Consider the following 24201-nt stretch of genomic DNA (forward strand, 5'->3'; position numbering starts at 1 on the left):
TTGTAATCACTTATTTCGTTGAATTTATTGTATGATAAGGATAATAGTTAAAATAAACATAAGGTGATTGCGATGGAGCCGAGAAAAACATTTGATGACATTAATGACGAAGTACTTTATGCAGTGAAACAGTTAGGGGAATTACGAGATTTGGCATTAGAGAATTATATTAGTGATGTTATAAAACAACCAAATTCAATTAAACTTGCTAATCAAATCCTTCATTATTTAGATCTAGTGAATAAAGAAAGTACTAAAATTACTGAGAGAGAAGAAATTAAAAATCATCTTAAATTAACTGAATTGATTGAGGAACTAAAGAAGAAGAGTCTAACTCCAATGGAAAAGAGATTTATTTATGAAGAAATTGCTAGACTTATTCGAGCGATGGAATCCTTGCGTCATTACTGGTTACAAAAGTCGTTAACTGGTGTCAAGTATGTAGGAGCAGTCGGGGCAGTTGTTGCAGCAACCTTATTTTTCCGTAAAAAAAATACTAAATAGTAAAAAAGTTAAACTATCTTCCGTTTGGGAGGTAGTTTTTTTGTGCTGTACCGAAAAAATCCATTGATGTGAAAAGACGAACATAATTGATATTAATATAATTGTGTAAAATATGTGTCAGTATTTCAAAATTCTGTTATACTGATAGATGTTTTTAATGATTGTGATATAGCAAACAAACTTTCTTCGAGATACATGAGTGTTGTAAATTTTCACATTATTTGTTGATTTATCAAGAAGAAACGATAAAATGGAAAGAAAGCATTGTACTGGAATAATTAAGACAACACAGAATAAAATGTACTACAACTTTTAAAGGAGGGAGTTTTACGATGTTAGGTTCTATTACGAATTTTTTTGATCGAATGGTACGAAGATATTTACCGGATGCCTTTCTATTTGCAATTATTTTGACCTTTGTAGTGTTTATACTTGGAATCGTTTTCACTAAAAATTCTCCAGTAGAAATGGTAGGATACTGGGGTGGCGGTTTTTGGGGATTACTTACGTTTGCTATGCAAATGTCTCTTATTGTTGTCACGGGATATATTTTAGCAAACAGTCCTATTGTTAAGAAATTACTTGAAAGAATTAGTAGATTAGCTAATACACCCGGACAAGCAGTAATATTAGTGACGGTTGTTGCAATCATTGCATGTTTAATTAATTATGGATTTGGGCTTGTTGTAGGTGCATTACTCGCTATTCACGTTGCCAAACGAGTTCCATCTGCAGACTATCGTCTATTAATGGCTAGTGCCTATAGTGGATTTTTAGTTTGGCATGGTGGGTTATCAGGATCTGTACCTTTAACGATTGCTACAGAAGGACATTTTCTACAAGAGAAGATGGGATTAATTTCTGTTACACAAACGATATTTGGTGGGATGAACCTATTTATTGTTGGCACTTTATTAGTCTCTCTACCAATCTTAAACAGTCTACTTATGAAATCAAAGCAAGGTACTGGTTCTATTGATCCAGAATTACTTCAGCTTCAACAAACGAGAATGGAAGCAACTGAAAAAGAAGAAGAGGAAATTATTAATAAGGAAGAGCAAACACCTGCAGAAAGACTAGAAAATAGTAAGCTAATCTCGTTGTTAATTGGTTTTCTAGGATTAGCATTTGTAATTTATCACTTTGTTTCAAATGGATTTGATTTAAATTTAAATATAGTAAACTTTACATTTTTATTCCTAGGAATACTTTTCCATGGAACTCCGCGAAACTTTTTAAATAGCGTTAATGGTGCTGTGAAGAATGCTGGTGGGATAATTATTCAATTTCCATTTTACGCAGGTATTATGGGGATGATGCTCGATTCAGGACTATCTGATCAGTTATCCGAATGGTTTGTTAGTATTTCCAATGAATTTACATTGCCTTGGCTAAGCTTTATTAGTGCTGGAATATTGAACTTCTTTGTTCCATCTGGCGGTGGTCAATGGTCCATTCAAGGTCCGATTATGATTGATGCTGCCTTAAATCTTGGTGCTGATACAGCGAAGACAGCAATGGCGGTTGCTTGGGGAGATGCTTGGACGAATATGATCCAACCATTCTGGGCATTACCATTACTTGCAATTGCAGGATTGAAAGTACGCGATATTATGGGATTCTGTGTCATGGTTCTATTCTGGAGTTTCATTCCAATATCAATAGGTCTTTTATTCTTCTAAATTGAAAATGTAATAAATGTAAAAGTAGTCTGGATAAAAACTAATTTTCCATATTAAAACCGAACAATACGATACATTAGCTCCGGAAATATACGCAGACTCCTCGAAAAAGGAAAACGCTTTTTCTTCGTGCGATGTTTCGCTGACGAAGCGTTCCTTGTCCTGCGGGAGGAAAGGCATCGGTGAGACCCCGCAGTGCGTTAGCACGAGGAGGCTCACCAGCCGCCCGCGTAAAGCGAAGTATATTTCCGGAGCGGGTTAGTTGCACCCAAATCGTATAGTTCAGTATTTACTATGTAGAAAAAGGTTTTGCCTCGGGCTCTTTTTTTATATTTTTTTGATGTTTATACATTTTAAAACTGGGTATATAGTACTAAAGGAAAAAACTAATAGAAAAGGAAATAAAAGTATAAAAATATGTAAGTAAATGATTGAATTATCGCAAGATTAGTGTAGAATAGGTACTAAGTATTAGTCGGTATTGTTCTATTTAGATAAATAGGTACTAAGTATTACTAAAATTTAATATTGTAATGTTGAAAAAGGCAAACTATTCGAAAGGGTAGGACGCAAAGCAAAGGGTCTAAAAGTATTAAAACTAATGATCGCCTGGCTACCAAAAGACATAACTTTTTTGGCTATTCACATGCTTGGAATAGTCTTTTTGTTTTTTCCTTATTTCTAAGACAAAATATGATATATAAACTATTACTAAATTCCTTAAAAATGATGCTAAATTATTAAGTGGAGTGAAAGAAATGGAAATCATTAACAATCGGTATAGACTCAAAGAGCTGATTAAACAGCAGAAACATGTAATGGTTTATTCTGCTTATGATATGCGTAATGAAAATAAATTAATTCTGTTAAACTTGCTAAATACAGAGTATTTACCTCAATCATTACTAGACTTTTATATTACTCGTTTCTTAGATATTAAGAGTTTATCAAGCTCACGAATTATAAGAAATTATAGTTTTAATACGGTTTCTTTTATCGATAATAATTTACAAACAGCTCCCCAGTATTATTTCACTTCAGATTATGTATCCAATCCGGTGAATTTATTTGAAGCGGTTCATGAGATGACTACAGCGGAAGTATTACAATGTTTTGTTGACATATGTTCTGCTGTTCATTATTTACATCTAAAGGGGTTTATCCATGGTGCATTGAATCAGCACACCATACAAATAGTGAACAACACAAATGGGTATCAAGTTCTTTTAAAGGACGTTGCTACTGTACAAATGGAAAAGCTTGCCCATGCAGAAAGAATAGAGGATACGGTTTTTAAATCTCCAAAAGTATTAGCTGGATTTGAGGAAGACGAAGAATCTGATATTTACGCATTAGGAATATTATTATTATCTATGTTAATAGGTAATGATTCTATTACATCTCCAAGGCAACAGTTACTATTCTTACGAAACGATACGATAGATTCAAATATTATCAAATTAATTCCACTACTAGAGAGATTGCTAGATACAGACAAAGAGTTTCCATACAGTAATATTTATGACTTTATTGTAGATATTAATGAAGCGTTAAATGCTTCATATATGATTATCAACAAAGAGGAATTCCAAGGATTAAACTTACATACAAAGCTCGTTGGAAGAGACATGCAAATTGAAGAGGTATTAAAAGCCTGTGAGAAGATGTTTTCTTATCAACCAAGTAAGCGAATATTCTTTATTCAAGGCCCTACTGGATTAGGGAAGACACGATTTTTACAAGAAGTGAAGTTTTTACTCGATTTAAGTAAAGCAAGTGTATATGTTAGTTATAGCTTAAAAAATAGTTCTAGTGATAGTAAGAATATGTGGATTGATATTTTAAGAAGATTCATCATGGAAACGGATAATCAAGTTGTTGATAAATATAAAAAAGAATTGATCAACTATTTTCCTGAATTGATGGATTCGAATTATTCATCTTCTATTAATTATACAACTGAACAAAATACTAAATATCGACTGTTAAATCGAATTGCTGGTTTTATTAATGAGAGCATCCAAAATCGCCCAACTGTTATTCTAATCGATAATATTCATTTAGCTGATGATTTTACGATTGATACATTTCATTATTTATGCACAGAAGTACTTGATAAGACAAACCTAACCCTTGTTTTTACGACGAATGATAGTTCCAATCAACATGATGTTGCAATGGATTTTGTAGAGAATATGAAAAAACGTTCAGATTCAGAAACTATCTATTTAGAACCACTTAATGTATTACAAACTGGGGAAATGATTCGTAGTATTTTATCGATGGCATTTACACCGACACTTATTTCTAAAAGAATTTACCAACAATCATATGGTAATCCTCTATTTATCGCGGAAATTATCAAGGATTTATATAGTCGCCAAATCATCTATGTAGGTGAAAATGGAAGGTGGCATATTGACTTACCAGATGAAAATTATAACTCATTAGAGTTACCAACTAGTGTCGAACAAGCTTTGATTAACCAATTAAAAGACCTTGATCAATTTAGTATGGAAATCTTAATGGGAGTCTCTATCTTCTCAAAACCTGTTTCAGTAGAAATGTTAAGACAAATGAATCCAGAATGTGATGAAGTAGAAATATTATTAGAGGATTTAGTGAAAAAAGGTGTCTTAAATCGATTAATTAGTGACCATGCTTACTTATATGATTTTCGTAATAAAGTATTGAAAACGATTGTTTATGAAAAAATAGGCCATGATGAAAAAGTAGCAAAACATCAGACAGCTGCAACCCGATTAGAAGAGAACCTTAATTATCAGACTAATGACCATTTAGATGAACTCATCTTTCATTTTTCTCATGCAAACGACAAAGAAAAAGCAAGGTTATATTACTTAGAAAATGCAAAGAGAATGAAAGAAAGTCGTAATATAAAACTACAGTTAGAAAATTTGATTCGCGCACTTGAGATTACAAACCAGCGTATCGAAAAAGTAAAACTACAATTAGAAATCGGTGAATTACTTTCTGATTCCGGTGATTTGTCATTAGCTCAGGAATATTTAGAGCAAGCGGAAAAATTAGCTGTTGAGGAAAATCATCCGAAGTATCTTCTTGAAGTATATTTAAAATTGGCCAACGCAATCTCTAATTCCTATAATGATGATAAAGTACGATTATATGTTGAAAAAGCAGAAAAAATATTAGAATCATTTGTAGATGAAGAAGCTAGTCTGGAAGTTAAACGATTGAAAGCATCGTTGTTAACAGAAGGTAACCAAATATTAGAAGCAGCACGGCTTTTCGAAGAAGTGATAGCAGCCTGTGGTAAAAAGTATCACAAGATTAGAGGGAATGCCTATCGCACATTAGGTTTTATTTATCAGCAAATAGGTAAAACGAAGGAAGCACTGGACGCATATCAAAAGTCATTGGATATTCAACAGGAAATTGATAATACACGCGGTGTTCTCCTATCCCTAAATAATATTGGTGCGTTTTATCATGAAGTAGTCCAAGACAGTGAAAAAGCAATGGAATATCATATCCAAGTAAAACATTTAAGTGAAGAACTTGGTATTTATACAGGGGAAGTTTTTGCTAATTTAAATATTGCAGATTACTATGCAACAAAATATGAATTTGAGACAGCTTTTGAATATTTGAATGTTGCATTGACTAAGGCAGAGCGGTATAACATGCCACTTGAAAAATTTATATTACTAAGCTTTCTAACCGAAGTAAGTTTAGAACGAAATAGTTTTTCAGATGCCTTCAATTATTTTCAAAAGTTAGAATTGGATGTAAAAAATAATCCAAATAAAGGCTTCGATATTGGTGAGTATTATCAAACTTGTGCTCGATTATTTCAGGCACTTGGTAATTTCGAAGAAGCAGATAAATATAATCAAAAAGTTTTACAATTTCATAATGAACATGAGAATAATAATAAATTCACAGCAACTGTTCAAGTTCTAATCAATCAATTAAGGCAATCAGACAAATCAATACGTCTATTTCTAACCGAGCAAATGATGAAGATGACCGATAAAATTACGAATAAATCGTTTATAATTGAGAGTCTATGTGAAGCAGCCATTCAACTGTGTTGGTTAGATGAATTTGAACTAGGAAAACAATTATTAAATAAGGCAGAACAGTTCATTCAACCGGATACACCGATACGTTTAAAAGCAATATTTAATTACGCAAAAGGTGCCGTTGTCTTTGGAGAAAGTCATGAGCAAACGATCCATTTCCTAGAAGAAAGCTTAGACTTAGCAAAGAATTCAATAAGTAGAGAACTTCTCATTCGAATACAAGCAGATTTAGGACATTGCTATTTTGTACTTGGAAGATATTTTGATGCTGCGAATTATTACCTAGAAAGTAGTAAAGGGTTAAAAGACTTACTTAGTGAAATACCAGACGAATTTAAGCTGGATTATATTCAAGGGAAAAATCTCTCGCCGTGCATCTCCCGATTACACTCAATCATGATTTGGATGATTAGTGGGGAGGAGGAATTTTCAAATAACCATTCATCTAACCCTATTTCTTCCTTAGAAGAAATTCAGGAATTTCTAACTACAAATCAAGCAGAGGTTTTTATTCGTAATCAAACTTTTATGGATTATGTAAGTCAGCAATATATGGACAAAGTTTCCAAAGGAATTGTTCAATTAGAAGATTTGTTTATCCACTTAGATAGTGGAATTGATGATAACCTTAAAATGATTGGAAATTACTTAGCGGGGAAATTTCTAGCGACAAGTTGTTTTGTTTTAGCAGAGGACACAGGACTTGAGTTAACCGTTCTTTCTTCGATGAATGAACGTGATCAATTGCCTGATAATCAATCAATTTTTAATCGAGTACGCTCCACGATGAAGCCAGTCATTCTTTCTAAATGGACAGAAGAAGCAGAAATTGATTTTGACTTTTTACCAGATGAACTCCAAGGTGTCGCTTGTATACCTATTATCAAACAACTAGAAGATTATCATTTTGCCGGCGATAATAAGCAACTACTAGGATATCTTTACTTTGAGACGGATAAGGTAGTAAATAACTTTAATGAACAAGTCTTAGCTAGTAGTTTGCAACTAGTGAATTTTCTCGTATTACTATTGGAAAAACGCCAACTAACTATTTCTGCATCGATTGATAAACTTACTGGCGCATTAACAAGGAAATATTTGGAGGATGCACTACAACATACATTAGATTATGCAAGAAAAAATAGAAAAGAATTTAGTATTATCATGTATGATTTAGATAAGTTTAAAGGGGTCAATGACCGGTATGGCCATCAAGTTGGGGATAGCATTTTAAGAGAAGTATCTCAAATAATTATTAGTAAGCTGGATCGTTCTTCTATTTTTGGACGATATGGCGGAGAAGAGTTTATTATCGTTCTTCCATCTGCTGGCACAAAAGAGGCATTAAATGTAGCGGAAATGCTCCGTAAAGCGGTACAAGATCAAAAACTATTAGGGGAAAAGCATGAAGTTACATTAAGTATGGGGATTGTATCCTTCCCAGAAAACGGTCAAACGGTAAGGGAACTTATCTTAAAAGCTGACCAAGCTTTGTATGTTGCAAAAGAAAATGGTCGTAATAACTCTCAAATATGGAATAAAGATTTTGAGAACAAAGTAAAGCCATTTAATAAATTAACAGGAATTATTTCTGGTGATGAAATAAAAGATGCTCGAAATGTTCTTGCTCTAGTTGAAATCATCCAATTAACGAATACTAGCCTTTCTAAGCATGAGAAAATTTATCGATTCCTTGGTAGAATGATAGAAATTATCGAAGCACAGTACGGCTATATTTTACTGTATAATGAGGACATAGGTACTAAAGTGTTTGGACGGAAATCGCAGGAAGAAAATTGGTTTCAAGAATCGCTATTTAATGAAAAAATAGTAAATACAGTATTGCAAAGTAGTCAAGGTTTGTACACGATTGATTGGGAAAGAACGGATAAGATTAATCCGGTTAATGGATTACCGGATTGGGAGTCTGTATCTTGTGTACCGATTATTAATGACGGGAAAGTTAAAGGTGTAATTTATTTGTCTGTTCCAGCAAGAATGAAGGAGTTTGGAGCGGATGAACTAAATGTGTTAAATGTGTATAGTGAGTTGGTGGCTAATATTATTTAGAAAGAGACTGTGGAGAAATCCACAGTCTCTTTTATTATATTTATTGATTTACCTATAATACTTTCTCTATCTCGTATCCTTCTTGTTCTAGGATGCTACGGATGTGTGGTTCCATAAGGAGATGGAGGCTGCCGACGATGACAAAGTAGGTGTCTCCACTATCTTCTTCTAAGAATTGTGCGATTTGTTCAGCCATTTTGTAGTTCCGATTATCATTCAGTGCCTCCATATATGCTTGTTCTTCTGGGCTAGGTTCGGCATCTTCTTCTAATAAATACGTTAGTAGTTTTTCTGCATCACCTTCTAAATACAAGCTAAACATCTCTTCCATCTGCTGTTCTAACTCATCAATATAGATTAACGACTCTTCAAGCATCGCAATTTGGAATTCAGCGCTTGTATCGCTAAAGATAGATAGCTGATCTTCAACTGTTTCTAGTCCAATTACTTGTTTTTGATCTTGTTCAGCTCGGTTTAAGAAATAAAAATCAACGCCATCAATATAACCAAGTTGTTCTGTCATCAAGTTTTGGATAAGAGTCGAATGGAACCACGGCTTATACGTGGCAAACATTTCAATCGAATATCCGAGTTCCTCATATGTATTAGCTAATCTTTCGTATAGTTCTTCAGAGATATGATCACGAATTGTTGTGCCATCTTGGTACATCCCAAAGTCTAAATAAGTTGCTTGCATTTCTAGCATGTTTAAATTATTAAAGTCAATTTCCGGGACAATTACGTCTGCTTCCGCATAGGCAGCTTCAATTTTTTGATTTAGTGGATAGAATTCTTCTGTAGCGATATGAATCGTACCTTGCAAGTAAACAGTAGTATTCCCATTTTCTACTTTCCAAAGAAATCCTCCAGGTCCGTCTGGTGTACCTCTAACCTCAACCTCTACTTTAGCTATTACTGTAATATTTTTAGATTCTAAAGTAGCAATGGTATCTTGTTCATACGGGTTTCCACCAATATTCACTTCTTTTAAACTGTCCATTTCTTCCAATGGACTGAAATCTTCAATCTTATTATGTTGAAGGTTTAGGACTTCAACTTTATCAAGGTATTCCATTCCATCTAATGATTTAATCCGTTTATTGGTTAAATCAAGTTCAGTAATTTTTAGTAAGTCCTCTCGTAATATATCTCCTTCAGGCTGTTCAATAATATCACGTAGTGCTTGTTCTAGCTGATAGTCTGAAAAGTATACACCGTCTTTTTTATTATCGGAGCATGCGACAAGTGCAATAACAGCTATGAAGACTATGCTAATTTTTAAGAAATGTTTCAAATAATCTCCCCCAATGTTGTCATTTGTTAACAGTATTTTCCACAACTATATCAATGGAGTGAATTTTGAGCAAGAATTTATAAATTTCAAATTTAAATGATCTAATTGGATTTTATATTCGGAAAATAATTATATCTCGGAAGTAATCACGTTAAATAGACCAAACTAATGAAAATATGTTATTCTGTTGGTTGTGATTTTAGAAGGTAGGAGATGGGAAATTGAAAGGAATCTTTCAGAATAAATGGTCTGTCATTGGAATTGCAGTTTTTTGCTCCCTATTATGGGGGAGTGCTTTTCCAGTACTAAAAGTTAGCTACGAGGAATTGCAAATGTCACCAGACGACATCATTGCAAAAATTGTATTCGCAGGGGGACGATTCTTCTTAGCAGGATTATTAGTACTTCTATTTACGATAATCGGTAATTGGAAGAGGATTGTAGTAACAAGACGACAGTTTTTTGTACTAATTATATTAGGTGTTGTCCAAACATCTTTACAATATTTTTTCTTTTACAATGGATTAGCAAAAGTTTCAGGCATGCAAGGAGCAATATTATCATCGGGTGGGACATTTTTTACGGTTATTCTAGCTCATTTTTATTATCGAAGTGATCGAATGAGTTGGAGAAAGGCCTTTGGATTAACAGCTGGATTTCTCGGGATTATCGTTGCCAATTGGGGACAAGAACTTAAATTCTCGTTCCAATGGGACGGTGAAGGATACATGATTCTTTCAGGGTTAACTGCAGCAATTGCAACAATCATGGCGAAAGAGCTGGCAACGGGAATCCACCCATTCACGATTACGGGCTGGCAATTAACACTCGGTGGCTTGATTATGCTAATTATTGGGTTACCCACGTTAAAAGCAGGAGCAATAACGTTCACTCCTTTTGGATGGGGATTATTTATATATTCTGCACTGTTATCGGCAATTGCTTTTGCATTATGGTACTCGTTATTAAAATATAATAATGCTGGTGAATTAAGTATGTACAAATTCATCGTACCAGTTTCGGGAGTGGTCATGTCTGCCATGTTCATTCCAGGAGAAACAGTAAATAGCTTTACAATCGTAGCTATTATATTAGTAGCTATAGGGATCATTATCGTTAATTACCATGGAAAGAAAGTTTAAAGGTATCCTCTACTCAAATGGGTAGAGGATATTTTTTCTAAAATTATTCTTATTAGAAAAACATAAAATGATTCTTACTATCTACGTTTTTACATATAATGGAAATAGTGTAAGGCTTTCATTCCTAGATGGTTTCTTTTGATTTGGTGACGAAAAGTTACTACTGTATGCCAAAGACATGACTTAAGAACTATGAATATGCTTGGGAGACTTGGTGGATAATTGACAGCACTGCAAATTGATTTAAAATGGCATAGAGTATAAAAATAAAGGGGACTGTTGAATGAAGAAATTAATGTTAGTATTAACTGGAATTGCTGTAATATTTTTATTAGGTGCATGTAGTTCACCAGAATCAGACGAAGTATTAGAATATCATAATGACTTGGTTGACTATATCAATCCTAAACTAGACGAAATACCGGAATTATATAATAAAATGGCAGTAGCTGAAACAGATGAAGAAGCTATGGATATTTTTGAAAATGAATTACAACCATTAGTAGCAGATATGAAAGACTATTTGGACTCTCAATCATTAGAGCATGACGTAGCAAAAAAATACCACAATTTAAATGTAGAGCTAGTAAATGCAATGAGTGATGTTTTAGCAAAAGAAAAAGAATTTCTTGATGCATTATTAGATCCAGAAGTATCAGAAGAAGTGCTTGTTACGTTAGAAACTGAGCTAACTGAATTAGATAATATTGTTATTGAAAAGGAACAAGAGGTTTCTGACCATTGGGATTCCTTAGTAGAGGAATATGATTTTGAAGAGATAGAAGAATAAAGGATAACGAATAGACTGTTAGTTTAGTAGCTTGGAAGCTTAAGCACTGACTACAGTCTATTCTTTTTCTTACTATTGCTATTTATCCAGTATTATAGGAAAATATAGGTAAGGAGCGGTAGAAAAATCCTTAATTATGAGTCTTGGAGGGATCATATTGCTAGTTAAAAATGATTATGTGAACAAAAAAGATGTTGTCCATGTAAAAGAGAATGATAGCTTAGAATCCGTGATGAAAACTTTAGACGACTCAGGATATCGATGTATTCCAGTTCTTGATGAATCTGGAGAAAAGTATGTCGGTAATATCTATAAAGTAGATATACTTGAGTATGAAATCGATCATTCATTGGTAGGGTCCTTGACTGATTTAATCTCGGATCGCGAAGGCTACATAAAAGAAGATGCACCATTCTTTAAAGTATTTTCTATGATTAAGCAATTACCGTATTTAGCAGTAGTAAACGACTCCATGGACTTTTTAGGGATATTGACTAATGGGAATGTTATTCAAGTATTAGAAAATGCATGGGGAGTTCATAATGGTAGTTATTCCTTTACGATAGGAACAATTGAATATGCAGGGGCATTACAAAAAATGCTCAAAGTTGTGAATAAGCATTGTAATGTACAGAGTGTTATCTCCTTAAATAATAACTCAAATTATGTACGTAGAGTTTGTATCGTTTTACCAATAGAAGTTGATGAAGCATTGGCAGAGAAGATAAAAATGGATTTAGATAAGAATAACTTTACAGTTACCGATATTGAGAAGTTGAATTAACTTTGCAAAGTAACAACTAGAATTATTTGTGGAAATGAGGTTCAATTGTAATGAAAAGATTTTTGATGGCATTAGTAGTCTATCCAACTGCAGGACTAGGATTTTACCATACGTTTTTGGGGGAAGGTAGTACCGCCGGTTTAATATTGTTAACGGTTGGGTTGATTGGGATTTATTTTGAGTTAAATTATAGAAAGTTAAGTATTGAATAATCTATTCATGAGAAAAGGCTTTGTTCTAATTGACAGAACGAAGCCTTTTATTTGTTATTCAATTTTTTCTTTCCCCATGACCGCCATCAGAATAAATCCAACCCCTACTCCAATAATTGGGCCTGCTACCCATTGATTGAATAAGGCACCAAATCCTACCCCCAATACGACACAACCAACAAATGCAATGCCACCTCGTTCATAGTTCATAAATTTATTCCCCCTCTAATCATGTTTTGTCATTATGATAAATTATAAAATATTAATAACAAATGCAATATTAACTATATACGATGTCTTTGAATTGCTTTTCTTGCAAGACGATCTGCATGGCCATTTTCTTTTTCTGGTATCCATTTTATGAAAAAGTATGGAAAATTAGCCGACTTCTCTCGGATGATTTCTAATAAAGGTAAGAAGGTTTTGTTTTTCGTATGGTCATTGTCAACAATTTGAACAACTGTTTGTGAATCTGAACGGAAGGATAGAATCTCGTTCGGAAAATCATTTTCACATATTTCTAATGCTTTTATTACCGCATAAAATTCCGCCTCGTGATTAGTTAGATCATGTAACGGAATGCTGTATTCGAATCGTTGTCCATTCGCTTTAATATAAATTCCGGCACCACTTGGACCAGGATTGCCACTAGCTGCTCCATCTGTATAAACTTCAATCAAATTAACTGTTCTCCTTCATATTAAAATGGTTACATAAATCGTATCATAATCCTGTTAGTAGGTGTAGTGAAAATGGAAAATGGTTTCTTTATATTTTTTAAATTGGTAAAGTTGCGAAAACTAGTTTATTATTTTCTCATAAGCTCGAAAAGGGGGATGGGGAATGATGAGGAAGTTATTTGTGAATGGGAATTTCTATACATTTGATACGTTTATGCCACAAGCGACTGCAGTTGTTGTAGAGAATGGTAGATTTATTGATATTGGAACAGCGGATCAACTAAAGGCTTTTTGGCAAGGCAAGAATACAGAAGTTATCAACCTAGAAGGTAAGACTGTGACACCAGGATTAATCGATAGTCATCTTCATTTGTCAGCAATAGCTATTAATCTCTTGAATTTAGATGTAACTGGGGTTACTTCCAAGCATCAATTGCTAACTAATATTCAGGAAAGGGCAGGGACATTATCAAAAGATAATTGGTTACTTGGTAGAGGTTGGGATGAAAATCTGTTTACAGATGGAGGAATACCAACAATTGAGGAGCTTGATCGTGTTTGCCCGAATCATCCCCTATTCCTCACTAGAGTATGTGGACATGCAGCACTTGTGAATAGTAAAGCATTAGAAGTATGTAATTATCATTCTAGTATGAGTATCCCTCAAGGAGGGTCCATCGTATTAGATGATAGACAACAACCTACAGGATTGATACTAGAATCTGCATCGGAAATATTTAAGGCACATATGCCTGCTTATAGTTTTGATGAATTAAAAGGAGTATTACGAAAAGCAATGCGTTTAGCTATCTCTAAAGGGTTAACTAGTGTACATACAAATGATACCAATTATCTTGGAGGATTACAGCAAACGTATAGGATGTTTGATGAATTGCTTAATGAAGAGGATATTGGGCTTCGTTCGAATTTATTAATTGATTATAACTATATGGATGACTTAAAAGAACTGGGGATGTATACCGGTTATGGTAATGATCGATTACAAATTGGTGCTGTCAAACTATTTGCAGATGGTGCATTTGGTAGAAGAACAGCTTTATTATCAGAAGCCTATAGTGATGCACCTGGACAATATGGAGAGGCAATGCATTCTAATGAAGAACTCTATTCAATTATTCAACAAGCACGTGGATTATCGATGCCTGTAGCAGTTCATACAATAGGCGATCAAGCGTTAGAAAATGTATTAGATGTGTTGGATCAATTCCCAGCAGTGAACTACCGGGACCGAATCATCCATGTTCAAGTGCTACGAGAGGAATTAATTCCACGTTTAGCTGTTCCACATCGGATCTGTGACATTCAACCGCGCTTTGTAGCTAGTGATTTTCCATGGGTTCAGGAGCGATTAGGCATGAGTCGACTGCCATTATCCTATGCTTGGAAATCATTAATCGATGCAAATGTCATTTGTGCTGGAGGTTCCGATTCTCCAATCGAACCGTATGACCCTTTATTAGGAATTCATGCCGCTGTAACTAGAAAAGCTCCTGGAGAACCACATGATGGTTGGAACCAAGTAGAGAAACTATCGATGGTTGAAGCGTTTAATCTTTTTACTAAAATGGGAGCTTATCCGACCAACGAAGAAACAATTAAAGGAACCATCTCTCGTGGCAAATTAGCTGATATGACAGTTTATTCTGCCAATCCATTTGAGTTGGAAGATGCAGATGAATTGTTGGAAACATCTATTGAGATGACAATTATAGGTGGGAAGATTAAGTAGATGCTGAAAAAAATTAAATTCTAATTTTAAAGCCGAACAATACGATACATTAGCTCCGGAAATATACGTAGACTCCTTGAAAAAGAAAAGCGCTTTTTCTGCGTGCGATGTTTCGCTGTCGAAGCGTTCCTTGGGACTGGGACTGCGATTACTCGCCCCATCGAAAACCGTCTGTCCTGCGGGAGGAAAGGCATAGGTGAGACCCCGTTGATGCACCTGCGTCTACAAGTATCGCTACGAAGAAAGCTTCCTCGGTGCAAGGCAGCGACGAAGCTTATTCAAGTAGTAGCCTGGCTCAGCAGCCGCCCGCGGCGAGGTAGACACTGCGATGGTTCTGGTCTGAGCAGATGTCGCCCCGGTACTGGAAGTGAAAGCGGAGTATATTTCCGGAGCGGGTTAGTTGCACCCAAATCGTATAATTTGGTTTTTTCTTTATAGAAAATTTGTCCAAGCCTCCTTTCCTACGATTAGTCAAGTCTATTTTAAAATTTAATTATTATACAATATCTATTTTTGTGCATAGGAAATAAACCTCAGCTATTTATATTTTTTAACTGAGGGTATCGTGATATACTAATTATATTATTGGTCCATAGAGACCGCATGCGAGTAATCGTACTTTGTATTGTTCCTGAACATGGAATAGATACATTTTAATAGCTTGTTCATGCAAGCTACAGTGGCAACCTTATCCAGTTTTGGAGTGGGTTGCTTTTTTAATTTATAGTAATAATCTACGATATGGTTTGGCGCAGCTTTTTGCTGGCGAATCATGTTTCGAATAATGAGATATAAAATCTTTCTTCCTTTTGGATTTCCACGTTTATTAATGCGATCTTGTCCTGCATATTTTCCTGATTGATATCTTCGAATATCAATTCCAATAAATGCGTTCACTTTTTTATGATTGGCAAAGCGTGATAAATCTCCAATTTCACCAATGAAAAGTGCAGCGCTAATTGCACCGATTCCAGGAAGACTTTTTAGGATTTCAAACTCTGGTAGCTGTTGTGCTTTTTCAATCATCTGGTTAGAAATTTGCTTTTTTGTCTCTATTAGATGAAGTAGCTGCGTTGCATAATATTGCACCTTTTGTGTTTGAATACTGTTCGCAGAAACAGCTGGATAAGAGTTCTTAGCGTAGTCTATTATTTGTCTTGCCTTTTCTTTTGCATTATTTTCTGAAATTCTTTTAGTTGTACTTTTAATCAAACGGTTTTTTATTTTTGTTTGACTCAACCCTAAGACCAAATCAGGATGAGGAAATAACTCTATTAATGTTAAGGCTTACGGCGTAACCCTACTTGAAAAAAACAGTTCAAGTTCGGGAAAACTTAATTGAATTGCATTGTGTAAGTACATCCGAATACGTTTAATTTCAACCTCAACTTCTTGATAGAACCGAGAGAGATCACGGAGATCCTTATATATATCTGATTGTTGAATCTTTTCCATACGGTAATTCTGTTGATGTGTTTGGGCTAGTTTATGAGCATCATGCTTGTCCGTTTTCCAACTTCTTAATGTTCCCTCTTCTAATTGTTTTTTTGCCTCCAGAGGGTTTAATAAAGAGTAGCGCAATTGGTTCCTTTGACAAAAGGTCTCAACTGGTTTTGAATAAATACCAGTTGCTTCAAAAACGATAATCGGTTCTTCTGGAAGACTTAAAATCTCATCAAGTAACATTTGGAATCCAGGTTTATCATGTAAAAGTTCTCCTTCCGAAAGACAAGTTTGTCCATAATAAACTACTTTGTAACTTTTCCCCATTGAAACATCTAAAGCAATAACAAATTCCAATATTATCCTCTCTCTTTCTGTAAATTGAAAGACCTTCACTTATTCATTTCGATTCCAATTTCCTACACGAGCTCCGTGGCCCCAACATACTTAAACCTGATTCAAAAATGAAAGTGAAGAAGCTCGGTTTTTGTTACGGATTCGAGATCCCAGAGGCTGGTCGAGCTTTCTTTCACTTCTCACTATAACTCTAAAAAGAAAAATAGTGGGTAAGATCATCCGTCGATGATCTTACCCACTAATCTTAGTATGTTTTTATTTTGTAAATATTAAGAAAATATATTGTTACTATAGTACTTTTAGGATATGCTTAATTTAATATGGATACGGTACTTGGAGGTAGCGATGTGAAGATTGTTTTGAAGCATATTATTAGAAATATAGTAGAGAAGAAACTAAGGTCTTCAATCGTACTGTTAACGATTCTACTATCTACGTTTGTACTTTTTATTGGACTTAGCTTAAATGCAATTATTAATGAAACATACCAAACCATGTTACAAGGTGCTTATGGTTCTTCCAATATTGTCATTACCAAATCTGCTAGTGAGGAAAGTTCATTCTATGGACCTAGTGATTTAGTAATAGATCATATCGGTGAAGTTCAACAACTGAATATTATTCAGGGGAGCGGGAAGGTTCGTATAGAAGGAAAAGAGATTAGTAGTTCACTATACGGATTAGAAGCTACAGCTGCAAGAGACTTTGAGCTAATAGATATCATCGCAGGGGAAACATCAGACGATTTACAATCTGTTGTGATTAGTCAACGAACTGCTACACAATATGACCTCCAACTGGGTGATGTCATAAAACTAGAGCATGGCGAAGATACGTATGAGTTAACGATTAGTGCAATCAGTAAGCTGACGGGTATTTTCTATACGGAGATGGATACTGTTCTTTTACTCGCTCATCCTGAAAAGGTAAATGAATTATACGGCTTAGAGGGGATGGTGACAAGCACCTATTTAGAGGTAGATGCGGAGAACATTGATTCCACTCTATCCACTTTAAAAGAAAACAATGATCGTTTCACCATACAAAAATCAAGTGCTGCAGATACTATATTAAGAGATGAACAGACGTTCCAAACAGTGATGTTACTAGCCATTATTATCATTGTGTTAATTAGTGCTTATGTTATCTCCTCTTTATCTAAGCTAATCCTATCAGAGCGAATGCCGGTACTTGGTACGTTTCGTAGTGTTGGTGCGCAAAAGGGAACAATGAATCGCATATTACTCCTGGAATTTTTTGTTTATGGTTTCATTGGCTCCATCCTTGGGATCATTTTTGCTCTGCTTGCACTTCCATATGCAGCGGATATTTTCAATGAGTATAAAGCATATGGTGTAGAAACAGTAGTACATTATAACTTCATATATGCAGGAATTGCAGTTGTTTTTGGGATGGCTTTTCCAGTATTCATTAGTCTTATCCGAATCGTAAAAACAAATAGAAAACCGTTGAAAGAAGTGCTTTTTGAGACAGCAAATATTGTTGAGGCAAGGTCAAAATGGACGATACTTACCGGAATTATTCTTTTAGTACTTGCTTTTGGATTATATTTTTTCAATACATACGATGACTTAGTATTAGCAATTATTTCGCTATTATCGTTATTCGTATCGATTGTAATGCTTATGCCACTGCTTTTAAATGGGCTCGCTACTGTATTAAGGCATATATTTCAGCACAGTACAAACGGTGAATTAAAGCTAGGTATGAAAAACATTGCAAATAATCGAATCGTTTCTAATAACGTTAGTATGATAATCGTCGTTTTCTTACTCCTAATTATGGTTGGGGTTTCAAGTAATGGGATTGATCATTATGTATCCAATACATTAACAAAAGACTTTGATGTCTCTGTTTCTATTTCAGAAAATAATCAGAACATAGAAGAAGGGATTTCATCAATGGAAGGTATATCAGAAACATCCGTGCAAACAATTAGTCTTGGTAGTTCGAGTGTAAAGGGAAAAGAAAATTCGTTTGCTGTCTATGGATTTGCTAACTTTTATGATGTGGATGAGTTTTATGATGGCATTACATATTTAGAACTTGATGAAGATAACATTTCTACATTAGAAAATGCTGTTATTTTAGATGAATATTATATGGATAAGTACGGAATAGAGATTGGCGATGTAGTGTTTGTTCAGCCGGTTGATATACATGAAGAAGCCCGCGAACAGATCGAATCAGTTGAACTGATCGTATCTGGGAAGATGAACAGTGCTGGTTTTAATTCAAGTAGAGACAGTGTATTTATTCCAATAGAGATATTTGAGGAACATTTTGCTACAATCTTTCGTCAACTTGATTTGAGGCTTGTAAAAGGGGAGATGGCAGAGGAGATGAAGGCAACGATACAGGATAATTATGCTCCTTATTCTCTTGAAGTGGTTACGTTTGATGAAATGCTAGGTTCACAGAAAGCTACGATTGATACATTAATCGATGGGATTACGATTATTATTGGACTCGGTATGATTGTTGGTATTCTAGGAATCTCCAATAATTTAATTGTTTCCTTTAACCAACGGAAAAAGGAATATGCGGTTCTTTATTCTGTCTGTATGAGTAAAGGACAAATTATTAAAATGGTATTTGCAGAGATGCTTATTACATTCATAGCTGTTGTGATCATTGGTTTGTTCGGAGGATATGCTTTAACTATTTTATTAACGAAGCTACTACATGCCATCGGATTAGTTAGTGAATTCACATTTACATTTGGTTTATTTGGGCTGTTATGTTTTGTTGTAGGAGTGTTACTATGCTTATCCACACTGACTTTAATCAGAAAAGTATTCAAGCTTAATATAATGAAAGAATTACGTTATGAATAAAGGGGGGACTTAAGATGCCAAGCATCATACAAACAGACGGACTATGTAAAGATTTTATCGTAGGAGAACAAACGATTTCTGTACTTAAAAATATCAATATTAGTATTGAATCTGGTGACTTTGTTTCCATCATGGGTCCATCTGGTTCAGGGAAAAGCACGTTATTATATCTATTAGGTGGGATTGATGTACCTTCATCTGGAACAGTACGGATTGATGGAAAAGATATTAACCAGATGAAAGATAAAGAAAAAAGTGACTTGCGCCGAAGAACATTAGGATTTGTATTCCAATTTTATAATTTAGTACAAAATCTTACGGTGGAAGAAAATATTTTACTTCCTGTTTCAATGGACAAAAAACGAACCTCAGATTATGAGAAACAGCTTGAGGAGATTTTAGAAATTGTTGGACTGACTGAGAGAAGAAAGCATACACCTAGGGAATTGTCGGGTGGGCAACAGCAACGGGTTGCGATTGCAAGAGCGTTAATACTAAGTCCGAAAATCATTTTAGCCGACGAGCCAATTGGAAACTTAGATAGTAAAACAGGTACAGACATTATGAAACTGTTTAGTAAAATTAATAAAGAAAAAGGGATTACCATCGTTCAAGTGACTCATTCGGAAGAAGCGGCAACCTATGGTAATCGATTGATTCGGATGCGAGATGGAGAAGTTTTGGAACCAGTACTGGCAAAATAAATTGGTGTTAGTTTCATAATTTTTAATGGAGAAGGCTACCGATTTTTTATCAAAATTGGTAGTCATTTTTCGTGTTAATGGGGGAATGTTGAATGAAGAAAAGTAGGATTATCATAATAGCGTTACTGTTTCTATCGTTAATTATTTTGTATTTTTACCCGAAAAATTATGATGAAACATTCGAAGGAGTCTATTACCAGTTAGGAAATAGTGATTTGTTGGAACCAGTTATAATTGAATTGAAAGGAATTACTCAGAATCATATTACAGGAAGGAAATCTTTTGAAGGAGAAATTGATATTCAAGTTGATGAGGAGATGATTTTTCCAGATGAATGGGATGATTGGCAAATAAGCCTTCCAAATGGTGGACCAGGAAATTTATTTTCAGAGACTAAATATGGTAAAGAGAACTTTATGAACTGGTATAGTGCTGGGTGGGTATATACCAATAAAAAAATGGACCAATTTTCTATTATGCTTTATGAAAAGAAATCGGATGAGTCGAGTGGATCATGGTCTGGTGAAGATGGATTTCTAATTACCTTTCCTGCTATGACTAGAGAAGAGGCATTAAAAATATCTGACGAATTAATAACGAGCTTTACTTTAGATGGAGATATATTTAGAGTCAAAGAGTAATCATGGGAGAGGAATTTCATAAAATTCCTGACAAGCATTTTCATGTACTTCCTGAATAAATTAGATTAAACTTTTATCATTTAGGGAATAGAAATAGAAGATATCATGCATATGATAGTATGGAGAGGAGTAGGAGACATCATGATTTCTACGGAACTAAAACCTTTATTAAAAGAAGTGTTTAATTATTTACATGCTCACCCAGAAGTGAGCTGGAAAGAGTATGGTACAACGGAGTATATAAAAGAACTGTTAGAAGGTAAAGACTGTCATATTACTACTTTTCAAGACACCACTGGTTTAGTTGTTGATATTGGTAGTGGTAAACCTGTTGTAGCTATTCGTGCGGATATGGATGCTCTTTGGCAGGAGGTAGATGGAGAATTTAAAGCCAATCATTCCTGTGGCCATGATGCTCATATGACCATAGTTTTAGGTGCTTTATTCTCTTTATTAGAAGAAGATAAAAAAGGGAAGGGAACTTATCGGTTTATTTTTCAACCTGCTGAGGAAAAAGGTGATGGTGCACTTACCTTTGTAGATAAAGGTGTTGTTGATGATGTTGATTTTCTATATGGTTTGCATTTACGCCCAATTCAGGAATTGAGTCATGGTCAGTTTGCTCCTGCAATTAAGCACGGTGCATCATGGTCTTTACATGGAACGATTACTGGTGATGATGCTCATGGTGCTAGACCACATCTTAATGCGAATGCGATTCAAGTAGGTAGTGAGTTTTTTCAGCATTTAAATAATATTTATTTAGACCCAATGATTCCACATTCCGTAAAAATGACAAGCTTCCATGCAGGAGGAGAAAGTACAAATATCATCCCTGGGAGTGCAACGTTTTCTATCGATATGCGGGCCCAAACGAATGAGGCCATGGAAGAATTGTATGCAAAAGTGAAACGGATTGCAACAATGCTCTCTAATTATCATGAAGTAGATATTCAATTGTCAATTGAAGCTAGTGTAGCGGCTGCAGTTATTAATGAGGAAGCAAGTGCCTTGATGGAAGAAGCAATTATTGACTCAATTGGTAAAGACCATCTTGTACCAATGCTTACCACAACTGGTGGAGATGACTTTCATTTTTATACGATAAAAAAACCAACGTTGAAGGCGACCATGCTTGCTGTTGGGTGTGACTTAGAGCCAGGATTACACCATCCAGATATGCAGTTCAATCACGACATTATCGAACCAACTGTAGCTATCCTAGTTAACGTTCTGCGAAAAACCATAGAAAAATGTGCTGATTAAGGAGTTTGTAATATGGAAATAGACATTAGAGAAATAATGACAACTAAAGAATTAGAACAAGTTCAGGAGGTGGAAGAGGTAGTATGGCAGGACAAGCCAACCCCTATCCATCAAACATTAACAACCAAGCTTCACGGTGGAGTTATTATAGGAGCCTTTTTAGGGAAAAAATTGATCGGGTTCCAGTATAGTTTCCCTGGATATGATGGAGAACATATCTATCTAGTTTCCCATTCTCTTGCCGTGTTACCGGAATACCGCAAGTTAGGTATAGGCGCAAAATTAAAGCATAAACAAGCAGAAGTAGCGGCCAATAAGGGATATGACCGGATGATTTGGACTTTTGATCCACTGGAAAGTGTCAATGCTTATTTGAATTTACATAAATTAGGTGCTGAAATCGCTACCTATATGGAGAACCATTATGGTGAAATGGATGATGGCCTAAATAAAGGGATGCCAACGGATCGTTTTCAGGTTGATTGGTACTTTCTACGTGATAAAGAAGTAGTTGAGATAACCTTTGATCAATCAAAGGTTTTATTAGATTCAAACGATGATGGACGACCGGAACAAACAATAGCAAAATTTAACCACAAGGAAGATGTTTGGTTTGTGGCAATACCTGAAAATATTCAAGCAATGAAATTACATCAGATGGATCTTGCAATTGAATGGAGAATGGCAACAAGAGATGTCTTCCAGTTACTATTACGTCATGGGTATATTGGAAAAGATATTATCCGTTCGGAAGGTGTTAGTTATTATTGTTTTGTACGACAAGAAGGGAAGTCGATAGAATGACAATGAATTTTAAAAAAATTATCCTCCATCGCCTACAAATGAGAATGATTTTTCCATTTACAACAAGCTTTGGAACGATGCAAGATAAGGAATTTTTTATTGTAGAAGCAGTAGATACAAATGGTAATCGGGGCTTCGGAGAGAGTGTCTCCTTTCCAATTCCGTGGTATACAGAGGAAACGGTCAAATCGAATAAAGATATTATCGAAGACTTTTTAATTCCTATGTTACGGGAACATCCCATTTCTCATCCTGATGAAGTTTTTCCTCTCTTTTCTAGATTACGTGGTAATAATATGGCTAAGTCTGCTATTGAAGGAGCAGTCTGGGATCTCTATGCTAAACAACAAGGTATTTCTTTAGCCAAAGCACTTGGTGGAGAAAAGCAACAAATTGATGTAGGTATTAGTATTGGAATTCAGCCGACAACGAAAGATTTACTTCATGAAATAGAAGGTTTCCTAGAACAAGGATATAAGCGGATTAAATTAAAAATAAAGCCAGGTCATGATGTAGAGATGCTAAGAGAAGTTCGTAAAGTATTTCCAGATACACCGATTATGGCCGATGCGAACTCTGCTTACACATTAGCTGATATAGAGATGTTAAAACAAATGGATGACTTAAACTTATTAATGATTGAACAACCATTACAGCATAACGATATTATTGACCATGCAAAACTTCAAAAAGAAATCCAAACTCCAATTTGCTTAGATGAGAGTATTCATTCATTGTATGATGCACAGAAAGCAATTGAGTTAGGTAGCTGTAAAATAATAAATATTAAAGTTGGGCGAGTTGGTGGGTTATCTGAATCCGTACGAATCCATGATTATTGTAAAGAACATAATATTCCAGTTTGGTGTGGCGGTATGTTAGAAGCTGGTGTAGGACGAGCACATAATGTTGCCATTACGTCCTTATCTAATTTTACTCTTCCAGGAGATACTGCTGGTTCCAATCGATACTGGGAAAAGGATATTATTAAACCAGAAGTAATCGTAGAAGATGGCATTATTCATGTTCCGGCAGGCCCAGGAATTGGTTATGAAGTAGATGAAGATGCTTTAGAAGAGTTTCGTATCGAAAAATTAGAGTATGAGATGTAATATATAAAAAAAAGCGCGCCAAAATCATTGATTTTGGCGCA

The 24201-nt window shown here is 34.9% G+C and carries 17 protein-coding genes, 1 pseudogene and 1 riboswitch; of the genes and pseudogenes, 14 read left to right on the plus strand and 4 right to left on the minus strand.

Annotated elements, in window-relative coordinates; translation table 11 throughout:
• Positions 1 to 72: 72 nt before the first annotated feature.
• The 3 genes from IEV35_RS03300 to IEV35_RS03310 all read left to right on the plus strand — a co-directional run bounded on the left by IEV35_RS03300 (position 73) and on the right by IEV35_RS03310 (position 8323).
• The gene (locus IEV35_RS03300) at positions 73 to 504 is read left to right on the plus strand and encodes a hypothetical protein (RefSeq protein ID WP_188383281.1); all 432 of its coding nucleotides are present in this window, start codon (positions 73 to 75) and stop codon (positions 502 to 504) included.
• A 332-nt stretch (positions 505 to 836) separates the two neighbouring features.
• The gene (locus tag IEV35_RS03305) at positions 837 to 2186 is read left to right on the plus strand and encodes a short-chain fatty acid transporter (protein WP_188383282.1); all 1350 of its coding nucleotides are present in this window, start codon (positions 837 to 839) and stop codon (positions 2184 to 2186) included.
• A gap of 534 nt (positions 2187 to 2720) precedes the next feature.
• A riboswitch (cyclic di-GMP riboswitch) is annotated at positions 2721 to 2807 on the plus strand.
• Between the two features lie 137 nt (positions 2808 to 2944).
• Entirely contained in the window at positions 2945 to 8323 is a 5379-nt protein-coding gene (locus IEV35_RS03310; RefSeq protein WP_188383283.1) for a diguanylate cyclase, read from the plus strand.
• 52 nt (positions 8324 to 8375) lie between these two features.
• Here the strand turns inward: IEV35_RS03310 and IEV35_RS03315 are convergent, their stop codons facing one another.
• Positions 8376 to 9617, minus strand: a complete 1242-nt coding sequence (locus IEV35_RS03315; RefSeq protein WP_188383284.1) for a TraB/GumN family protein — start codon at positions 9615 to 9617, stop codon at positions 8376 to 8378.
• Between the two features lie 221 nt (positions 9618 to 9838).
• On the opposite strand from IEV35_RS03315, the gene IEV35_RS03320 reads away from it, so the two are divergent.
• The 4 genes from IEV35_RS03320 to IEV35_RS03335 all read left to right on the plus strand — a co-directional run bounded on the left by IEV35_RS03320 (position 9839) and on the right by IEV35_RS03335 (position 12545).
• A complete protein-coding gene (locus IEV35_RS03320; RefSeq protein WP_188383285.1) occupies positions 9839 to 10759 on the plus strand; it encodes a DMT family transporter in 921 nt (306 codons plus the stop codon).
• 283 nt (positions 10760 to 11042) lie between these two features.
• Positions 11043 to 11549 carry a hypothetical protein gene (locus IEV35_RS03325; RefSeq protein ID WP_188383286.1) on the plus strand — a complete coding sequence of 169 codons (507 nt, stop codon included), beginning with the start codon at positions 11043 to 11045 and terminating at the stop codon, positions 11547 to 11549.
• Positions 11550 to 11706: 157 nt separating this feature from the next.
• The gene (gene cbpA, locus IEV35_RS03330; RefSeq protein WP_188383287.1) at positions 11707 to 12333 is read left to right on the plus strand and encodes a cyclic di-AMP binding protein CbpA; all 627 of its coding nucleotides are present in this window, start codon (positions 11707 to 11709) and stop codon (positions 12331 to 12333) included.
• A 50-nt stretch (positions 12334 to 12383) separates the two neighbouring features.
• The gene (locus IEV35_RS03335; RefSeq protein WP_188383288.1) at positions 12384 to 12545 is read left to right on the plus strand and encodes a hypothetical protein; all 162 of its coding nucleotides are present in this window, start codon (positions 12384 to 12386) and stop codon (positions 12543 to 12545) included.
• A gap of 54 nt (positions 12546 to 12599) precedes the next feature.
• On the opposite strand, the gene IEV35_RS03340 is transcribed toward IEV35_RS03335, so the two are convergent.
• Both IEV35_RS03340 and IEV35_RS03345 read right to left on the minus strand, forming a co-directional pair.
• Positions 12600 to 12755, minus strand: a complete 156-nt coding sequence (locus tag IEV35_RS03340) for a hypothetical protein (protein WP_188383289.1) — start codon at positions 12753 to 12755, stop codon at positions 12600 to 12602.
• Between the two features lie 74 nt (positions 12756 to 12829).
• Complete coding sequence (locus tag IEV35_RS03345) at positions 12830 to 13225, minus strand: ribonuclease HI family protein (RefSeq protein ID WP_188383290.1); 396 nt, start codon at positions 13223 to 13225, stop codon at positions 12830 to 12832.
• Between the two features lie 163 nt (positions 13226 to 13388).
• Here IEV35_RS03345 and IEV35_RS03350 point away from each other — a divergent pair, with 163 nt between their 5' ends.
• Positions 13389 to 14975, plus strand: coding sequence for an amidohydrolase (locus IEV35_RS03350; protein ID WP_373284685.1), 1587 nt, complete (start codon positions 13389 to 13391; stop codon positions 14973 to 14975).
• 582 nt (positions 14976 to 15557) lie between these two features.
• Here the strand turns inward: IEV35_RS03350 and IEV35_RS03355 are convergent.
• Positions 15558 to 16775, minus strand: a pseudogene (locus IEV35_RS03355) (IS110 family RNA-guided transposase).
• 347 nt (positions 16776 to 17122) lie between these two features.
• Here IEV35_RS03355 and IEV35_RS03360 point away from each other — a divergent pair.
• The 6 genes from IEV35_RS03360 to menC all read left to right on the plus strand — a co-directional run bounded on the left by IEV35_RS03360 (position 17123) and on the right by menC (position 24160).
• Positions 17123 to 19633: an ABC transporter permease gene (locus IEV35_RS03360; RefSeq protein ID WP_188383292.1), complete on the plus strand. Its 2511-nt coding sequence runs from the start codon at positions 17123 to 17125 to the stop codon at positions 19631 to 19633.
• Between the two features lie 14 nt (positions 19634 to 19647).
• Positions 19648 to 20337: an ABC transporter ATP-binding protein gene (locus IEV35_RS03365; protein WP_188383293.1), complete on the plus strand. Its 690-nt coding sequence runs from the start codon at positions 19648 to 19650 to the stop codon at positions 20335 to 20337.
• 92 nt (positions 20338 to 20429) lie between these two features.
• Entirely contained in the window at positions 20430 to 20978 is a 549-nt protein-coding gene (locus IEV35_RS03370; RefSeq protein WP_188383294.1) for a hypothetical protein, read from the plus strand.
• Between the two features lie 141 nt (positions 20979 to 21119).
• Positions 21120 to 22244: a M20 peptidase aminoacylase family protein gene (locus IEV35_RS03375; RefSeq protein ID WP_188383509.1), complete on the plus strand. Its 1125-nt coding sequence runs from the start codon at positions 21120 to 21122 to the stop codon at positions 22242 to 22244.
• A gap of 12 nt (positions 22245 to 22256) precedes the next feature.
• On the plus strand, positions 22257 to 23048 hold the full coding sequence (locus IEV35_RS03380; RefSeq protein ID WP_188383295.1) for a GNAT family N-acetyltransferase: 792 nt from the start codon (positions 22257 to 22259) through the stop codon (positions 23046 to 23048).
• A 2-nt stretch (positions 23049 to 23050) separates the two neighbouring features.
• The gene (gene menC, locus IEV35_RS03385; RefSeq protein WP_188383296.1) at positions 23051 to 24160 is read left to right on the plus strand and encodes an o-succinylbenzoate synthase; all 1110 of its coding nucleotides are present in this window, start codon (positions 23051 to 23053) and stop codon (positions 24158 to 24160) included.
• Positions 24161 to 24201: the final 41 nt, after the last annotated feature.

Origin of the sequence: Ornithinibacillus halotolerans, from assembly GCF_014637405.1 — a bacterium.
GTDB classification, from domain to species: domain Bacteria; phylum Bacillota; class Bacilli; order Bacillales; family Amphibacillaceae; genus Ornithinibacillus; species Ornithinibacillus halotolerans.